At 64.6% G+C, this 16139-nt stretch carries 13 protein-coding genes; 8 read left to right on the forward strand and 5 right to left on the reverse strand.

Annotation, left to right across the window (positions count from 1 at the left end; translation table 11 throughout):
* Positions 1 to 18: 18 nt before the first annotated feature.
* Together CHU95_RS21265 and CHU95_RS21270 are read right to left on the reverse strand one after the other, a co-directional pair.
* A complete protein-coding gene (locus tag CHU95_RS21265) occupies positions 19 to 2355 on the reverse strand; it encodes an Orn/Lys/Arg family decarboxylase (RefSeq protein ID WP_094458610.1) in 2337 nt (778 codons plus the stop codon).
* A gap of 118 nt (positions 2356 to 2473) precedes the next feature.
* The gene (locus tag CHU95_RS21270) at positions 2474 to 3418 is read right to left on the reverse strand and encodes a MurR/RpiR family transcriptional regulator (RefSeq protein WP_094458352.1); all 945 of its coding nucleotides are present in this window, start codon (positions 3416 to 3418) and stop codon (positions 2474 to 2476) included.
* Between the two features lie 80 nt (positions 3419 to 3498).
* Between CHU95_RS21270 and CHU95_RS21275 the strand changes: the two genes are divergently transcribed.
* The 8 genes from CHU95_RS21275 to CHU95_RS21310 all read left to right on the forward strand — a co-directional run bounded on the left by CHU95_RS21275 (position 3499) and on the right by CHU95_RS21310 (position 13348).
* A complete protein-coding gene (locus CHU95_RS21275) occupies positions 3499 to 4278 on the forward strand; it encodes a transporter substrate-binding domain-containing protein (protein WP_165772297.1) in 780 nt (259 codons plus the stop codon).
* Between the two features lie 98 nt (positions 4279 to 4376).
* Entirely contained in the window at positions 4377 to 5069 is a 693-nt protein-coding gene (locus CHU95_RS21280) for an ABC transporter permease (RefSeq protein WP_207762577.1), read from the forward strand.
* Positions 5069 to 5770, forward strand: coding sequence for an ABC transporter permease (locus tag CHU95_RS21285; protein WP_207762578.1), 702 nt, complete (start codon positions 5069 to 5071; stop codon positions 5768 to 5770). Before CHU95_RS21280 ends, CHU95_RS21285 begins: the two co-directional genes overlap by 1 nt.
* Before the next feature lie 14 nt (positions 5771 to 5784).
* Complete coding sequence (locus tag CHU95_RS21290) at positions 5785 to 6900, forward strand: succinylglutamate desuccinylase/aspartoacylase family protein (RefSeq protein WP_094458354.1); 1116 nt, start codon at positions 5785 to 5787, stop codon at positions 6898 to 6900.
* Positions 6901 to 6908: 8 nt separating this feature from the next.
* Positions 6909 to 7691, forward strand: a complete 783-nt coding sequence (locus CHU95_RS21295; RefSeq protein WP_094458355.1) for an ABC transporter ATP-binding protein — start codon at positions 6909 to 6911, stop codon at positions 7689 to 7691.
* A gap of 98 nt (positions 7692 to 7789) precedes the next feature.
* Positions 7790 to 10921 carry a TonB-dependent receptor domain-containing protein gene (locus CHU95_RS21300; protein ID WP_165772298.1) on the forward strand — a complete coding sequence of 1044 codons (3132 nt, stop codon included), beginning with the start codon at positions 7790 to 7792 and terminating at the stop codon, positions 10919 to 10921.
* Positions 10922 to 11013: 92 nt separating this feature from the next.
* Positions 11014 to 12225 carry a cyanophycinase gene (locus CHU95_RS21305; RefSeq protein WP_094458357.1) on the forward strand — a complete coding sequence of 404 codons (1212 nt, stop codon included), beginning with the start codon at positions 11014 to 11016 and terminating at the stop codon, positions 12223 to 12225.
* 97 nt (positions 12226 to 12322) lie between these two features.
* Complete coding sequence (locus CHU95_RS21310; protein ID WP_165772299.1) at positions 12323 to 13348, forward strand: NAD(P)/FAD-dependent oxidoreductase; 1026 nt, start codon at positions 12323 to 12325, stop codon at positions 13346 to 13348.
* Here CHU95_RS21310 and virB11 read toward each other — a convergent pair.
* Genes virB11 through CHU95_RS21325 form a run of 3 tightly spaced genes read right to left on the reverse strand, consistent with a single transcriptional unit; the run spans position 13345 to position 16138 of the window.
* Positions 13345 to 14304, reverse strand: coding sequence for a P-type DNA transfer ATPase VirB11 (virB11, locus tag CHU95_RS21315; protein WP_094458359.1), 960 nt, complete (start codon positions 14302 to 14304; stop codon positions 13345 to 13347). The two genes, CHU95_RS21310 and virB11, sit on opposite strands and share 4 nt — an antisense overlap.
* A complete protein-coding gene (locus CHU95_RS21320) occupies positions 14301 to 15389 on the reverse strand; it encodes a TrbI/VirB10 family protein (RefSeq protein WP_094458360.1) in 1089 nt (362 codons plus the stop codon). Before CHU95_RS21320 ends, virB11 begins: the two co-directional genes overlap by 4 nt.
* On the reverse strand, positions 15389 to 16138 hold the full coding sequence (locus tag CHU95_RS21325) for a TrbG/VirB9 family P-type conjugative transfer protein (RefSeq protein WP_094458361.1): 750 nt from the start codon (positions 16136 to 16138) through the stop codon (positions 15389 to 15391). Before CHU95_RS21325 ends, CHU95_RS21320 begins: the two co-directional genes overlap by 1 nt.
* Position 16139 lies beyond the last annotated feature (1 nt).

The following is a 16139-nucleotide window of genomic DNA, read 5'->3' on the forward strand; positions in this document are numbered from 1 at the left end:
TTGTCGCCAGACCCGCCGTTACTCCCGCACCACATAAGTATAGAAGCGGGTCCGGCCATCGGCATCCTGCTTGCGATAGACCCCCTGAATTTCATTATCGAAGCCAGGGAACAGGTTCGCCCCCTTCTCGAACACTTTCAGATAATCGATCATGGGACGGGCGGCCTCTGTCAGCCGCTCCCCCGGCAGGACCGTGGCGATACCGGGCGGGTAGACCAGCATCAAGGTGGTGGCAATCCGGCCCGGCAGCTCGTCCAGGGTGACAAAATCCACTTTGTTGCGAACAAGCTGCTTGGCGGCCTTATGCGGCAGCATGGCCATTTCCGGCAGATGTTCGGGCCGGAACTGGGCGCGCTGCAACGCGCTGATATTATGTTCGCGGTAGAAGGCATGGATGTCACGGCACAGGTCGCCCAGCCGGACACCATTATAGCGCGGCGCCCGCCGGCGCACGAAATCGGGCATGATCTCATCCAGCAGGGCATTATCGTCATGCAGCCGCTTGAAGAAGATCAGCGCACTCATCAACCCGCCGGCCTTGCTGCTTTCCACACCGGGCGTCAGCAGGAACAGCAGTGAGTTCAAGTCGTTCTTTTCCGGCACGATCTGGTTCTCACGCAGATATTCAGCCACCACCGGGGCCGGTATCCCCTGATCCAGATAGGCGCCTGTACGCCGGTCAAAACCCGGCGTCAGGATGGTCAGCTTGTTGGGGTCGGTCATGGCATAATTGGGGCCCAGATGGCTGAACCCATGCCAGCCGCGCCCCGGTTCCAGCATCCAATGCGCGGGATCGCGGGCCAGATCGTCCGTGGGCACATCTTCCCACCGCATATCGCGGCCCTCAAACCGGGTGACATCGGGCACGAACGGATCGAAGAACCATTGCCGGGTGGGATCGCTTTCCTTGTCGATGAATTCCCGCGCGATGGCGCGCAGCTTCTTGCGCGTCTCGATACCCAGGCGGATCGTATCGTCCCACAGGACCTCACCCGACTTACCCTTCATCATCTGGGCACCGACATCCAGTGACGCGAAGATGGGGTAGAAGGGACTGGTGGAGGCGTGCTGAAGGAAGCTCTCATTGAACCGGCGATGTTCGACACGGCGTTCGATATCGCCGATATGCTTGTCCTTCACATGGATCTGGGACGCCTGGCTGAAACTGGCCAACTGCTTGTGCGTGGACTGGGTCGTGATGATGCCGGGGCTGTCGGGGCCCAGGTTTTTCACGCCCATGCCATAGCGGCCCTGGAACAGTGGGTGGAACTTCATGAAGCCGGCCCAGGCCTCGTCAAACATGATGTAATCACACAGCGGGCCCAGCTTTTCGACCAGCAGATCGGCATTGTTGATGGTGCCGTCATATGAGCATTGCTGGATCACCGCGACGCGGAAAGGCCGCGGTTTCTTCCAGGCGTCGGGGTCCTTCACCCAGGGGCTGGTACGGATCTTCTCTCTGATCTTATCCTCGTCCAGCGCCTCATAATCGATGGGACCGATCAGGCCAAAGGCGTTGCGGTCAGTCTCCAGGAAAATAGGCGTACCCTGGCCCAACAGCAGGGCGCCATGATGGGCGGCCTTGTGGTTATTGCGGTCGAACAGGACAAGGTCGTCCTCGGCCACCAGGGCGCCCAGAACGACCTTGTTCGACGCCGAGGTCCCGTTCAGCACAAAATAAGTGCGCTCTGCCCCGAAAATCTTGGCGGCCTCCTTCTGGGCGCGCAGGGCCGGCCCCTCATGCACCAGCAGATCGCCCAGATCGACGACGGAATTATCCAGATCGTCGCGGAAGATCGCCTCGCCCAGATGTTCCACAAAAATGCGGCCAATGGGGCTGCGGCTATAGAAAATGCCACCATTGTGGCCTGGGCAGGTCCACATCTGGTTGCCTTCCTCGGCATAATCGACCAGCGCGCCGAAAAAGGGGGTCTTCAGGGATTCCGCATATTGGCGCAGGCGGCTGATCAGGTTCTTGGCGATGAATTGCGGCGTCTCCTCGGCCAGGAAGACATAGCCGTCAATCTCCCGCATCACCTCAACCGGGATATCCTCCAGCCGCTTGCGCCGGACCAGCAGTACGATGGGCATTTCCAGTCCGCGGGCGCGGACCAGAGAGATCAGGGCCGCCGCCTTGCCCTCTGACCAGCGCTTGCCCCAGTCCAAGACCATGCAGCCGATGGCAGCGTCGGTGCGGATGGCCAGTTCGGCATCCTCGATCCGCCTGGCCTTGGTGACCTCAAATCCCAGCCTCTCCACCTCCCCAATGATATCCTGCAGCCGCGACCCTTCCAGTTCATCGGCCTCAAAGGCCGGCGCGCAGACCAGGAAATTGAAACGGCGGAAGAAATCCATCGGGTAGGCTCCACGGGACAAAAGGCCTGACATTGGCCAGGCCGGGTCCGGGAGCATGACGCGTTCACCGCCGCAAATGAAGTTACAAAGCAGTGTCAGCGCCAGACACCATGCAAACTCACGGATTATGCAGGTAACTGGAAATGGCGTCCGTCAGGCTTTCGGCGCGGGCGACATTGTCGCGGTTGGACAGCATCATGGCCGTTACCAGCGTTTCCACCATCAACACCGCCGCCGTCAGACTGCTGGACAGGACCGGATGGGCGCTTTCCGCCAACAGGACAGTATCCGCCCGCTGTGCCAGCGGGGAGACCGGGCTGTCGGTGATGGCCACCACATGCGCCCTGCGCGATTTGGCAAAACCTGCCAGATGCAGCGCTGCCTGGGCGTAGCGGGGAAAGGCGATGGCGATCAGCACATCCCCCTCACCCAGATTCATCAGTCGGCCCGCCGCCACCTCCGTGCCGCCAAATTCAACGACATTGACCAGGTTGCCACAAAAGGGCTGCAAGCCGAGGGCCAGCAACCCTGCGACATGCGCCGACAGGCCGAAACCCATGACATAGATCGAGCGTGCGGCGTTCAGTCGGGCGACCAGTTCTGATAGCTGCGTGCCCCCCGCCAACTGATCCGCCACCCGCGACAGGTGCGCCAGTGTGGTTTCCAGCCCCTCGCTGATCGCGGCCTGGGTCGGGTCGGCACGGTCGAAACTGCTGCGCAGTTTTTCAACAGGCCGCAGCACCGTCTGCAACGTCTCCGCCATGCCGGCCCGCAGGTCGGGGTAGCCTGAATATCCCACGGCGCGGGCAAACCGGCTTAAGGTGGCATTCGACACACCGATGGCGCCCGCCAGATCCTCGATGCTCCACGCCGTGATGCGCACGGGATTACGCAGCAGATGTTCAGCAATCGTCCGGTTCGATGCCGTCCCATCCGCCATCACCGCCAGCAGCCGTCGGCCCAGGTCGGTATCGGCAAAAGCCACCTCGGTTGAGGGGGCGGATTGGCTTTGCGCGTCGCCCTGGCCCGGGGCGTGAAAATCAGCCTGAGAGGATTTTTTCATGGATTGATCTTATGAAAATTCCGTGTCATTGTCCATGTCATCGAGCCGATCATTGCGAAACGTGCCGGAAGCCAGTTGCCATGATGCGCCTTATGTCCCTGACGGCGGGGTTCGCCGCAAGTCTCTTGCTTCTGACCGTCGCTGCCGATGCGCAGAACGCCCGCATGCGGGTGGGGGTGGAAGGCAATTATCCGCCCTTCTCGGTGATTGGGCCGGACGGGAAACTGTCTGGCTTTGATATCGACATCGCCAACGCGCTGTGTGCGGAAATGAAGGTCGATTGCACCCTGGTGCAGCAGGAATGGGACGGGATGATCCCGGCGCTGAACACCCGCAAGTTCGACATGATCGTCGCCTCCATGACGATCACCGCCGACCGGGCGAAAATCGTCGATTTCTCCGACGTCTATTATGATGTCCCCTCCCGGTGGGTCGCCAAGCAGGGCGCCTTTACGGAGCCTACGCCGGATGCGCTGAAGGGCAAGACGATTATCGTCCTGCGTAACAGTCCGCGCGCCAAACATGCCAAGGAAAAATATCCCGACAGCCGCCTGCTGCTGGTCGCCAAAGAGACGGATGTCTATCTGGAACTGCGGGCAGGACGCGGGGATATCGCGCTGGGCTCATCGGTGATTGCAGAAGGCCTGTTCCTGAAGCGGCCGGAAGGGGCAGGGTTCGCTACTGTGGGCGAGCCCTTGCGCCTGAAGGGTGACAGTGATGTCGGCATTGCCGTGCGCAAGGGCGACACCGCGCTCCGCGACAAGATCAACACCGCGTTGCGCGCCATCAAGGCCGATGGCCGCTATCAGCAGATCGCCCAACGTTATTTCACGTTCGATGTTTCGGGCGGGAACTCCTGAGGGATAGGGCGGCACCGCCGCCCTGATCCCACCCCGCCCCTTTTACCACCGCCCTTCCCTCCCCATCCCCGGCCCTGCCGGGGGTGAACGCCGGTTGCATGCCCATGCTGATCGAGTATCTGCCCATATTGCTTGACGGATTGCTGACAACCCTATCGGTGTCGCTGGTGTCGCTCGCCATCGCGTCGCTGTTCGGTCTGGCCGGCGCCTTGGCCAAGCTGTCGTCGGGTCGCGGGGCCCGGGCTGTCGCTGGCACCTACACCACGCTGATCCGTTCCATCCCCGATCTGGTGCTGATGCTCGCCCTGTTCTATGGCGGTCAGGCCCTGGTCAATGATATCGGCCTGCGTCTGGGCTGGGATTATATCGATGTCGATCCGTTTCTGGCCGGCAGCCTGACCCTGGGTTTCATTTATGGCGCCTATCTGACGGAAACCTTCCGGGGCGCCTTCCTGTCCATCCCCAAGGGGCAGGCCGAAGCCGGTCTGGCCTATGGGATGAGTGGGGTGCAGGTTCTCTGCCATATCACCCTGCCGCAGATGATCCGCCATGCCATTCCCGGCTTTGCCAATAACTGGCTGGTCATGGTCAAGGCCTCGGCCCTGGTATCGATCATCGGTCTGGACGACATGGTCCACCGCGCCAGCCTGGCGACCGCCGCCACGGCCCAGCCTTTCACCTTCTATGCCGCCGTCGCGGCCATTTATCTGGTGGTGACGACGGTCTCTATCCTGGCGCTTGGCCAGGTTGAAAAGCGCTTCTCGCTGGGCGTGCGCAAGGCGGTGCTGTGATGGTCGATCTTCAGATTATCCAGGACAATCTGCCCGCCTTCCTGGACGGCGCGCGCGTTACCCTCCTGCTGCTGCTGGCCTCGGCCGCTGCCGGCCTGTCCTTGTCGCTGCCGCTGGCGGTGGCGCGGGTGTCGGCCAACCCGTTCCTGTCGAAGCCCGTTTTTTTGTTCACCTATGTGCTGCGCGGCACACCGCTGCTGGTGCAGCTTTTTATGGTCTATTTCGGACTGGCACAGTTTGATCTGGTCCGCGAAAGCAGCCTCTGGCCGCTGCTGCGGGAGCCCTGGTTCTGCGCCTGGATCGCTTTCACCCTGAACACCGCCGCCTACACGACCGAAATGCTGGCCGGCGCCTTGCGCGCCACACCGTCAGGTGAAGTGGAAGCGGCGCGCAGCCTGGGCATGACGGGTTTTGACATTTACACCCGCATCCTGATCCCCGGCGCCATCCGCCGCGCCCTGCCGCAATATGGCAATGAGCTGGTGATGCTGATGCATGCCACTTCCATCGCCAGTGCGGTGACCCTGGTGGAGATCACCCGCGTGGCCCGTGACGTCCATGCCAACACCCTGTTGGCGGTGGAAGCGTTTGGAACGGCGGCCCTGTTCTATCTCGCCCTGACCCTGTGCATCACCGGCCTGTTCCGGCTGCTGGAGCGCCGCCTGCTGCGGCATCTGGCGCATCCGGCCGGTGCCTCTTGAGGAGCGGCACCATCGTGCGATCTGAAACCCTGTCCCTGCCCGGCACGACGCAAGGCACCCACCGTACCGTGACGGTGCAGCGCTTCGGCCCCCCCGGCGGGCGGCCCCGCATCCATATCCAGGCCAGCCTGCATGCCGATGAAATCCCCGCCATGTTGGTGGCCGACAAGCTGCGCCGTCACCTGACGCGGCTGGAAGCGGAAGGCAAGCTGCTGGGCGAGGTGGTGCTGGTTCCCATCGCCAACCCGATCGGCCTGTCACAGGCGGTGCTGGGCGACATGCTGGGCCGGTTCGACCTGACCGATGGTCGCAATTTCAACCGCGACTTCCCCTGGCTGGCCCCGGCCGCTGCCGCCCGCGTACAGGGCAAGCTGGGCGACAATGCCGAGGCCAACACGGCCCTGATCCGGGCGGCCCTGGCCGATGCGCTGTCGGAAATGCGGCCGCAATCGCCGGCCCAGCATTTGAAAGTGCTGCTGATGTCGCTGGCCGTGGGGGCCGACTGGGTGCTGGACCTGCATTGCGACCATGAGGCCGTGATGCATCTCTATACCCTGACCCCCCTGGCAGCAGAGATGGAACCCCTGACGCGCCTGTTGGGGGGCCAGGCCCTGCTGACCGCCGATGAGAGCGGCGACAACCCGTTCGACGAGGCCGTGAGCCGTCCATGGAAGGCCCTGCGCGACCGTTTCCCCCATCTTCCCATTCCGCTGGCCTGTCGTTCGGTCACGGTGGAACTGCGCGGGCAGGCGGATGTCGACCATGATCTGGCGGATCGCGACGCCCGTGCGCTGGTGGATTTTCTGACCCATGCCGGGGCTGCCAAAGGCCCTGCCCCCACCCTGCCCCTGCCGCTCTGTGCCCCCACCCCGCTGGAAGCGGTTGAACCGCTGATCGCCCCGGCGGCCGGTGTCCTGGTCTATCGCCGGCCCTTGGGCGCGGCGGTAGAGGCCGGGGAGATTATCGCCGACATCATCGACCCCGTTACCGGTCAGTCCGTCCCGGTTGCCAGCCAGGGCGGCGGCCTGCTGTTCGCCCGCATCGCCACCCGCATGGCCTTCCCCGGCAACCGCCTGGGCAAGCTGGCCGGCACCCGCCTGCGCCGTTCCGGCAATCTGTTGAGCCCGTGAGACACCCCATGGAAATCAAGCTGCAAGCCGACAATATCGCCAAACGTTATGGCAGCATCGACGTCCTCCACGATGTTTCTTTGCAGGCCCGCGCCGGGGATGTGATCGCCCTGATCGGTGCATCCGGATCAGGAAAAAGCACCCTGTTGCGTTGTCTGAACCTGCTGGAACGCCCGAATGCCGGCTGCTTGACGGTGGCGGGGGAGCGTCTGGCCCTGACGCCCGACCGGGCAGGAGAGCTGACCGCCGCCGATCCCGCCCAGTTGCGCCGCCTGCGCGCGCGCCTGTCGATGGTGTTCCAGCAGTTCAATCTGTGGGGCCACATGACGGTCCTGCGCAATGTCATCGAGGCACCGATCCGGGTCAATGGCCTGTCCAAGGCGGAAGCGATTGAACGGGCCGATCATTACCTGGCCCGCGTTGGTGTCTTGCACCGCCGCGATGCCTATCCCGCCCATCTGTCGGGCGGGGAACAGCAGCGCGTGGCCATCGCCCGTGCGCTGGCCATGGAACCCGACGTGATGCTGTTCGATGAACCGACCAGCGCGCTTGATCCCGAACTGGTGGGCGAGGTGCTGCGTGTCATGCGGGGTCTGGCGGAGGAAGGGCGGACCATGGTGGTCGTGACCCATGAAATGGCCTTCGCCCGCGATGTCGGCAGCCAGCTTGTCTTTCTGCACAAGGGCCGGATCGAGGAACAGGGTACGCCATCCGACCTGATGACCAATCCGCAGAGCGACCGCCTGCGCACCTTCCTAGCCAGCAGCCTGCACCGCGCCGGCCACGCCTGAGCCAAACCGAAACGCCACCCAACCATTATGGGCGCCAGACCCGGCAAACGGGCAGCCCCATCCAGAAACTCGGGAGACTTCAGTTGAGGGACATGACCATGAAAACCAAACATCTGCTGGTGACCACCACCGCGCTGGCCCTCCTGGCCAGCCCCGCCATCGCGCAGGAAGGCGGGCTGCTGGAAGAAATTGTCGTGACCGGTTCGCGCATCGCGCGCCCGGCCGAACAGAGCCCCGTGCCTGTCACGGCGCTGGGCGAGGCGGAACTGTCGGCGCGTGGCATCACCAGCATCTCCGATGCGTTGAACCGCCTGCCCGCCCTGCAGAACACCCGCTCGTCGGACCAACTCTCCTCTGCTGCCCCTGTCCCCACCGCCAATCTGCGCGGCCTGGGGGCGGCGCGCACCCTGGTGCTGGTCAATGGCCGCCGCCATGTTGCCGGTATCGCCGGTGAGGCATCGGTGGACATTTCCACCATTCCGTCGGCCCTGGTCGAACGCGTCGATGTGCTGACCGGCGGTGCGTCGGCCGTCTACGGTTCCGACGCCGTGACCGGTGTGGTCAACTTTGTCCTGAAGAAGGATTTCGAAGGTCAGGATCTGACGGCGCAATACGGCCTGTCGGAAAAGGGCGATGCCGACCGCCGTTATGTCGCCGCCACCATTGGCCGCAATTTCGATGACGGCAAGGGCAATATCACCCTGTCCCTGTCCTCAGTGGATCAGAAGCCACTGGAATTCGGCGACCGCAAATGGTCGCGCGGCAATGGCATCGCCGATGACACGGCCAACCCGGAACTGTTCATCCAAGAAACGGACCTGACCCCGGCCCTGCGTGCGGCCGGCGTCACCGCTGGCACCCGCATCCTGTCCCTGTCCACGGCCAATCAGGCCATTGCCGGCCAGACCCTGATCGCCCGCGCCCAGAATGCCAAGGCCCGCGCCTTCGGCACGAACCAGCGTTTCGGCCTATCCTCCATCTACGGCATCATCGGCTTTGACCCACGCGGCACGGGTTTCCCCGTGTCCGGCACCAACAGCCGCGCACCCAATATCGACCTGGACAATAACGGCACCCGCGACTGCCTGCAGAATTATCCGGGCCGCCGTGGCTATGGCTGCTTGGTCATTGATCCCAGCACGGGTCGCATCCGCCCATTCCAGGACGGTATCTTCGCCAATAATGACCAGCTTGGTGGGGATGGCACACCCGATTATCTGGACCGCGCCACCCTGGTCGGTGACCTCTCCACGCAAACGGCCAACCTGAATGCCCGCTACGAGGTCAGCCCCTACTTCAAACCGTTCGTGGAAGCCAAGTACGTCCGCAACACCAGCCGTCAGGTCGAAAGTGTCCGCACTTTTGACGACAGCATCCGCATCAAGCTGGACAATCCCTTCATTCCGCAGCAGTTGCGTGACATCGCCAATGCCCAGATCGCGGCGGAACCGGCCCTGGCCAATACCTACCAGTTCATCATCACCCGCGACCATTCAGACGTGGTCGACCCGGTCGTCCGCAACAATCGCGACACCTATCGCGGCGTGCTGGGCTTCGAGGGTGAGTTGGACAATGGCTGGGCCTATGAAGCCTCCTACAACTACGGTCGCACCGATGCCACCGACAAGCGCCCGACCCGCCTGAACGACCGGTTCTTCGCCGCCATCGACGCCGTGCGCGCCCCCAACGGCCAGATTGTCTGCCGGTCCGACCTGAACCCCACCTCGGTTCCGTCTGTGTCGGACTTCCCGGTCTTCTCCTGGTCCGGGTACAACACGTTCAAGGCCGGCGACGGTTCGTGCAAGCCCTTGAACCTGTTCGGTCTGGGAGCCCCGTCAGAAGCCGCACAGGATTTTGTCACCTACGACAATCCCATCAAGTCCACCATCAAGCAGCAGGTCTGGAACGCCAGCATCACCGGCGACCTGGGCGAAACCCTGGCCCTGCCGGGCGGTCCCATCGGCTTTGCCGCCGGTCTGGAACACCGCAAGGAAGACAGCCGTTTCGAGGTCACGGAGTTTGAGCGTCTCAACTACACCGACCGTGGCGGCCGCCAGAATGTGGTCGGTGGCTTTGACGTCACCGAAGGCTTTGTCGAATTGAACGCCCCGCTGCTGGCCGACCTGCCGGGCGTGGAGTTGCTGTCGCTGGATGGCGCCTATCGTTATGGCGATTACAGCACGGTGGGCGGTGTGAATACCTGGAAGGTGGGCGGTGTCTATGCCCCGGTAGCGGATATCCGTGCGCGTGGCGGTTATTCCCGCACCATCCGCGCCCCCAACATCCAGGAACTGTTTGCCCCGCGTTCGTCCACCCTGTTCTCTGTCGTTGATCCCTGCGATGCCGGTCAGATCGGCACTGGCCCCAACCCGGCCAACCGCCGCGCCAACTGCGCCGCTGACGGCATCCCCAATGGCTGGCTGGACACCCGCACCGCCCGCGTACCGGGCTTTACCGGCGGCAACCCGGACCTGGACCCGGAAACCTCCACCAGCTATACGGCCGGTGTGGTGCTGACGCCGTCCTTCCTGCCCCGCTTCTCGCTGGCGGTCGATTACTGGAACATCAAGATCGAGGATGCGATCAGCCAAGTGACGGGCCAGAACATCCTGAATGCCTGTTATGATGCGCCCAGCCGGGACAATCCCTTCTGTTCGCAGGTGGGTCGTAACCGCACCAGCACCTCGCCCACCTTCCTGGCCGTCAATTCGCTGAACCAGACGACGATCAATTTCGCCCGGTTCGAAGCCAGCGGCATCGATTTCGATCTGGTCTACCCCGTGGATCTGGAAGAAATCGGCTTGGGTGAGAATGGCCGCGTCACGCTGGGCCTGACGGGCACCTGGAACGAGAAGAACCGCACGTTCCAGAGCCCCAGCAACGCCGCCGCTGCCAACAACGCTCTGGGTGAACGTCTGTTCCCCGAATGGAACCTGAACCCGTCCGTGTCGTGGAGCGACGATGTCTGGAGTGTCGCCTGGTACGGCTTCTACCAGTCGCGGCAGACCCTGACCGGCGTTGAAACAGAAACGGCCAGCACCTTTGTTCAGGCCTACGCGCCTGCTGCCTGGGTGCATGATGCGACCGTGTCCTATCAGGTGACGGACGAGATGCGGGTGACCGCCGGCGTCAATAACCTGACCAACAAGGGCCAGTTCTTTGGCGATATCGGCCGTCCGGCCTCCGCCATCGGCCGGTCCTACTATCTGCGCACCCGTCTGGTCTTCTGATCTGCCGGTCGAGCGTTGTCGCGGTCTTGCGGGAGGGGCACATTTCCCGCAAGACCGCCTTTTCTTTTCGCCACCCACGCCCGGATGTCCCCATGCGCCGCTTTGTCCTGTGTCTGCTTGCTGTCATCGCAACGGCCCTGCCGGCATGGTCGGAACCGGTGAAAGGATCGCTGCTTATTGCAGGGGGGGATTTTAAACTGGAGAATCCCGGTTGGTCCCGGCTGGTGGATCTGGCCGGCGGCAAGGGGGCCATGATCCTGGTCCTGCCGACCGCCAGCGGCGATCCCGTCGGCAGCGGTGGGCGCATCGTGGAACATCTGCGCAGCCTTGGTGCCAATGCCATGCTGCTGCCGCTGGCCGAAAAGGGCTTTGATCGTCCCCCGGCGGCGATTGTCAGCGATCCCCTGTGGGTCGACCGCGCCCGCCATGCCGGCGGCTTCTTCCTGGTGGGCGGCGATCAGTCACGCTATACGGCAGCCCTTCTTCGTGCCGACGGGTCTGACACGCCGCTGCTGGCCGCCATCCGCGCCGCCCACGCGGCGGGCGCCGTGATTGGCGGTTCTTCCGCCGGGGCCGCCATCATGTCCGCCACCATGATCAAGGACGCGCCCGAAACGCTGGACCTGCTGGACGCCGGCCCCATCGCGGGCCGTACCCTGGGTCCGGGCCTGGGCTTCATCGGCCCCGACTGGTTTGTGGATCAGCATTTCCTGGCCCGCGGTCGTTTCGCCCGCACCCTGGTGGCCATGGATGCCGCTGGCTATACGCGCGGCTTGGGTGTGGATGAGAATACCGCCATCATCATCCGCAAGCGCCAGGAGGCGGAGGTGGTGGGGGCCAGCGGGGTTGTGCTGCTCGATACCCGCACCGCCACCCGCCGCCCCGGTTGGCCCTTCGCGCAGACGGGTACGGTAGTATCTTTGCTGCGGGATGGTGACCGGCTCGACCTTGTCAGCGGTACCGTGACACCCGGCCCGACCCGGGCCGCAGCACCGATCGCACCGTCCAGCCCCGGTTTCGCCCCTGATCCGGAATTGCCATCCATCCTGGCAACGGGGGACATTCTGGCGCCCTGGCAGTTCGGGCGGCTGATGGCACAGGTACTGGAAAGCCGCCAGGGTCAGGCGACAGGACTGGCCTTCGATGCCGCCGATCCCGCCCGCCGCCCCGCCTTCCGCATGCTTCTGTCCCGCCGCTCCGACAGCCAGGGCTGGGCTGGAAATGGCGTCACGGCCTTGAACCTGTCCTTGGATGTCGAACCGGTACGGATGGCCGATCCCCTGTTCAGCCCCGCGCAGCCCTGACCCGGTCCAGCCTCTTCTGTCGGCATCGGGGCTGGCATCTGCGCCGCGATACCCCATGTCCATCATGGTGTATTTTCCGGACAGGGGGAGAGACAGGGTGCCGGATGCGTACTGGGCTCTGCGGCAGCATAAACAGCCTGTCGCCATCATTGGCGCCGGTGTCGCGGGACTAACCGCTGCGCGCCTGCTGTCGCCACGCATCCCCACCGTGCTGTACGACGCAGCGGCCAGTGTGGGGGGGCGGCTGGCCACACGGCGATGCGACGGGCACGCTTTCGACCATGGCGCCCAGTTCTTCAAACCCCGCCATCCCCGGTTTGCAGCAGAGGTGCGCCGCCTGGTCGACCAGGGGGTGGTCGCACCCTGGATCGCACGGTTTGCGGAATTCCGGGGCGGCACCATCGCGTCGCGTCGACAATGGACCTCAGAGAGCGCGCATTATGTGGGGATCGGTGGCATGGGGGCCCTTGCCGCCTCCTGGGCGACCGGTCTGGATCTGCGCCTGTCGCGCCGGGTGACCGGCCTGCGCTCCGCCCTGGATGGCACATGGCTGACCCTCGACAGCGATGGTGAACAGGGACCATTTGGTCTGGTCATCCTGGCGCTGCCGGCCCCAGGGGCGCATGCGCTGCTGCCGGCTGATTGCCCGCTGCGGTCTGTCACCGCCCGCGCGCGGATGAAGTCCTGCTACGCCCTGATGCTGGGTCTGGACGGCGACCTTGATCTTGGTTTCGATGCCGCCCTGGTGAAGGACGCCCCACTTAGCTGGATCTCGGTTACCGGGTCGCGACCGGGGCACCAGGGGCCATCCGGTATCGTCGCCCTTGCCGCCAATGCCTGGGCCGATGCCAACCGCGACCGCCCCCCGGCCGACATTCAGGCGGCGTTGCTAGCGGCTCTTTCCGACCTGTGTGAACGTCCGTTTCACGCCAGCGTAACAACCCTTCATCACTGGCCGTCCGCCAATAGCGACCCTGTCCGCGCGGACGGCCCGCAGATCGATCCCGACCATCGGATCGCCTTGTGCGGTGACTGGCTGCGTCAGGGCCGGGTGGAGGCCGCCTTCCTGTCCGGCGCACAGATCGCTGACACCATCATCGCCGCCATGGTCACCAAAGGTTAGACGGTCGACCAGATCGCACTGATCCCGCGCTGGCCGTCGCGCCGGTCCAGTTGCACGATCACATCCACGACTGACCGGGCATAGGCGATCGTATCCTGTACCGACAGGTTGAAGCCTGTCTGCATCACCATCAGGGCCAACTGCTGCAGGGCACCTTGCGGGCTGTTGGCATGGATGGTGCTGACAGAGCCAGGATGGCCGGTATTGACGGCGCGCAGGAAACTGACCGCCTCTCCCCCGCGTAACTCGCCCAGAACAATGCGGTCCGGTCGCAGGCGCAACGACGCCTGCAACAGGTCGTTGGTGGTCACCCGTGCCTCCCCCATTTCCCCCTTCACCGCCACAAGGCCCAGGGCGTTGGGGGCGGACAGGGTGATCTCCGGCGTATCCTCCACCACGACCAGCCGGTCCTGTTCCGGCATCTGCCGCAGCAGGGCGTTCAGAAAGGTGGTCTTGCCGGTGGAGGTGCCGCCGCTGACCAGAATGGTGCGCCGGGCCTTGATGGCGGCCGTCAGATAGGCGGCGGGGTCTCGCATCGGATCAAGCCCCCGCCACCCCTCATCAGCGGCCGGCGCCAGGGCGGCATAGGCTGACAGCGGCACATCGACCAGACGGTGGCGGCGGATGGCCATGGCCCAATGGCCGCGTGTCGCGGACGGCGCCACAAACTGCACCCGCGCCCCATCGGGCAGTCGACCGGACAGCAGCGGTTGGTTGCGATTGATCCCCTGATTGGACAGGCGCGCCACCTGCTCGGCCAGGCGGCGCAGCAATCGCTCGTCGATACGCGGGTCTGTCAGGCGAACCATGCCGCTGCCCGCCCGCTCCGCCCAGATCTCACCGGGCCGGTTCACCATGATTTCCGTGACCAAAGTGTCGTTCAGCAAGGGCTGGAACGGGGCCAGATACTCGGCCAGATAGACGGCTTCGTTCAGGATGGCGACACTGGCATTCATGACCGGCCTCCGTTGGCAACAAGGGAGAAGTCAAGGTCGCGCGCCACGAAGACGCGAATGGGCTGTCCCTGGTCAATGCGAATAGTGGGCGGGATCTGGCTGTCGCGTTGTGCGGCGACACTGGCCGCCGACTGAGAACCCGACAGGATCAGGGCCGCATTGCCGATGGCCGACAGGGCACCAACCACCGACAGCATGGTTGCCGACCCGAACCGTTCCACAAAATGCGTATCGACATCTCCGGACAGGCCGGACTTGCCGTCCTGGCTGATGGCCGGCGATGCCAGCGCCACCGAGACGCCATCAGGCCGGATCAGCCGGGTCCACAGCACATAAACCCGCTTCTGTCCTGCTTGCAGGCCGGACTTGTACTGTCCGATCAGGCGGGAGGTGCGGGGGACCAGGACCCGGCTGCCATCGAACGACCGCACATCCTGGCTGACCACGGCACGGACATGGCCGGGAAGGTCACTGTCGATGGCGGTTTCAAGCACAGCCGAAATGAATGCCCCCTGCGCCACCGTCGTGGATGGCGCGATGGCATGGACAGCGCTGGCCGTATCCACCCCGCCATTGCCGACGCGCAGGGCAAAGGCCTCATTGTCTGACAGGGCGCCGGGGGCCGCCGGCACCGCTGCGACCGGCCCTGGGGGGGCGGATGCGGTGGTCGGGGCCGCCATGGGGGACGTGGCGGGTGCCGGGACTGACATGTCAAAGACCATGACGGGGGCGGCCAGCCGCTGTGGGTCTGGAACGCGCGCCGGCTGCGGCAGGGGCGTCACCGCCACCGGCGCCAGGGCCGGGGGTGGGACCGGCAAGGCGGCCAATGGCGCCGGTGGCGGGACGGGCGGGGCCGGCAGCGGGGCGGGTTCCGCCACCGGTTGCCGCGCCTGGTTCAAGCCCCAGAAGGTGAGACCACCCAGGGCCAGGACACAGGCCAGGCCGGCGGCCAGCCCCAGAGTGCCCGCGCCGCGCCTGTCGGCCACGGTCGGGTAATGGGTACGGCCCGCCAGGACCAGGGCCCCGGCCGACATGGACAGGCGGGGATCGTCACTGACGCGGACGGGGTCGGCGCTGAAGCTCATCACGGGGTCCTTTCCGCGGTCTGGGTGACGGGGGCCAGGCTGGCCGTGCGCTTGCCATTGCGCAGGGTGATACGGCGCGGCACCCCATCCAGGACGATCAGATCATTGCGCAGGGCGTAATTGGCGGGACCATCGACACCGTCGGGACCGGCCACCAGAATGGCCGGCACCTCGGCCCCGGCCTCCCAGCGCAGATATGTCGAATGACCATCGTCAAACACCTGCGCCGGCAGCATCTTTTCCGGGCCCTCCTTCTCCCACGCAAAGTTCAGATCGCTGGGCAGCGGGGGCTGGGCCTGCGTGGTCTCCGCCGGGACCGGGTTGGTGGTGATCTCGGGCGGTGGTGCCTCTGCCACTACGGGGGCCGGTGGGGCAAAGGGCTTGGGATAGCTGAAGCGCATGACATACAGCGGGCCGCCCTTGCCCCCCGTTGTCAGGTCGAACAGATAGGTGCGGCGGTCGGTAACGACCGTCATGTTGGTGCGGCTGTCGGGCAGGATCGGCTTCAAGAACAGAAGGTCGGCGCGGCGGTTGGGCGTGACCTGCCAGCCCGCACTGTCGCCGATGGCTACATTTTCGATCCGTTCCCCCGCCTCGAACTGGATCGTCGTCTGGATGCCGGCACGGCCCGGCACGGTGACGACGGCGGCCTCGTCATAGTCCTTCCACAGGATGCGATGGTCGGCAAAGCAGGGCGTGGTGGTCAGCAGGGCCGCCAGCAGCGGCAGGGTCAACAGGCGCTTGGTCATG

This window comes from Niveispirillum lacus, from assembly GCF_002251795.1.
GTDB classification, from domain to species: Bacteria; Pseudomonadota; Alphaproteobacteria; order Azospirillales; family Azospirillaceae; genus Niveispirillum; species Niveispirillum lacus.

What these genes read in the sequence shown, in the direction of transcription:
- CHU95_RS21265 (WP_094458610.1), bottom strand. Translation starts at nt 2,355, where the DNA reads ATGGATTTCTTCCGCCGTTTCAATTTCCTGGTCTGCGCGCCGGCCTTT.
- CHU95_RS21270 (WP_094458352.1), bottom strand. Translation starts at nt 3,418, where the DNA reads ATGAAAAAATCCTCTCAGGCTGATTTTCACGCCCCGGGCCAGGGCGAC.
- CHU95_RS21275 (WP_165772297.1), top strand. Translation starts at nt 3,499, where the DNA reads ATGATGCGCCTTATGTCCCTGACGGCGGGGTTCGCCGCAAGTCTCTTG.
- CHU95_RS21280 (WP_207762577.1), top strand. Translation starts at nt 4,377, where the DNA reads ATGCCCATGCTGATCGAGTATCTGCCCATATTGCTTGACGGATTGCTG.
- CHU95_RS21285 (WP_207762578.1), top strand. Translation starts at nt 5,069, where the DNA reads ATGGTCGATCTTCAGATTATCCAGGACAATCTGCCCGCCTTCCTGGAC.
- CHU95_RS21295 (WP_094458355.1), top strand. Translation starts at nt 6,909, where the DNA reads ATGGAAATCAAGCTGCAAGCCGACAATATCGCCAAACGTTATGGCAGC.
- CHU95_RS21300 (WP_165772298.1), top strand. Translation starts at nt 7,790, where the DNA reads ATGAAAACCAAACATCTGCTGGTGACCACCACCGCGCTGGCCCTCCTG.
- CHU95_RS21305 (WP_094458357.1), top strand. Translation starts at nt 11,014, where the DNA reads ATGCGCCGCTTTGTCCTGTGTCTGCTTGCTGTCATCGCAACGGCCCTG.
- virB11 (WP_094458359.1), bottom strand. Translation starts at nt 14,304, where the DNA reads ATGAATGCCAGTGTCGCCATCCTGAACGAAGCCGTCTATCTGGCCGAG.
- CHU95_RS21320 (WP_094458360.1), bottom strand. Translation starts at nt 15,389, where the DNA reads ATGAGCTTCAGCGCCGACCCCGTCCGCGTCAGTGACGATCCCCGCCTG.
- CHU95_RS21325 (WP_094458361.1), bottom strand. Translation starts at nt 16,138, where the DNA reads ATGACCAAGCGCCTGTTGACCCTGCCGCTGCTGGCGGCCCTGCTGACC.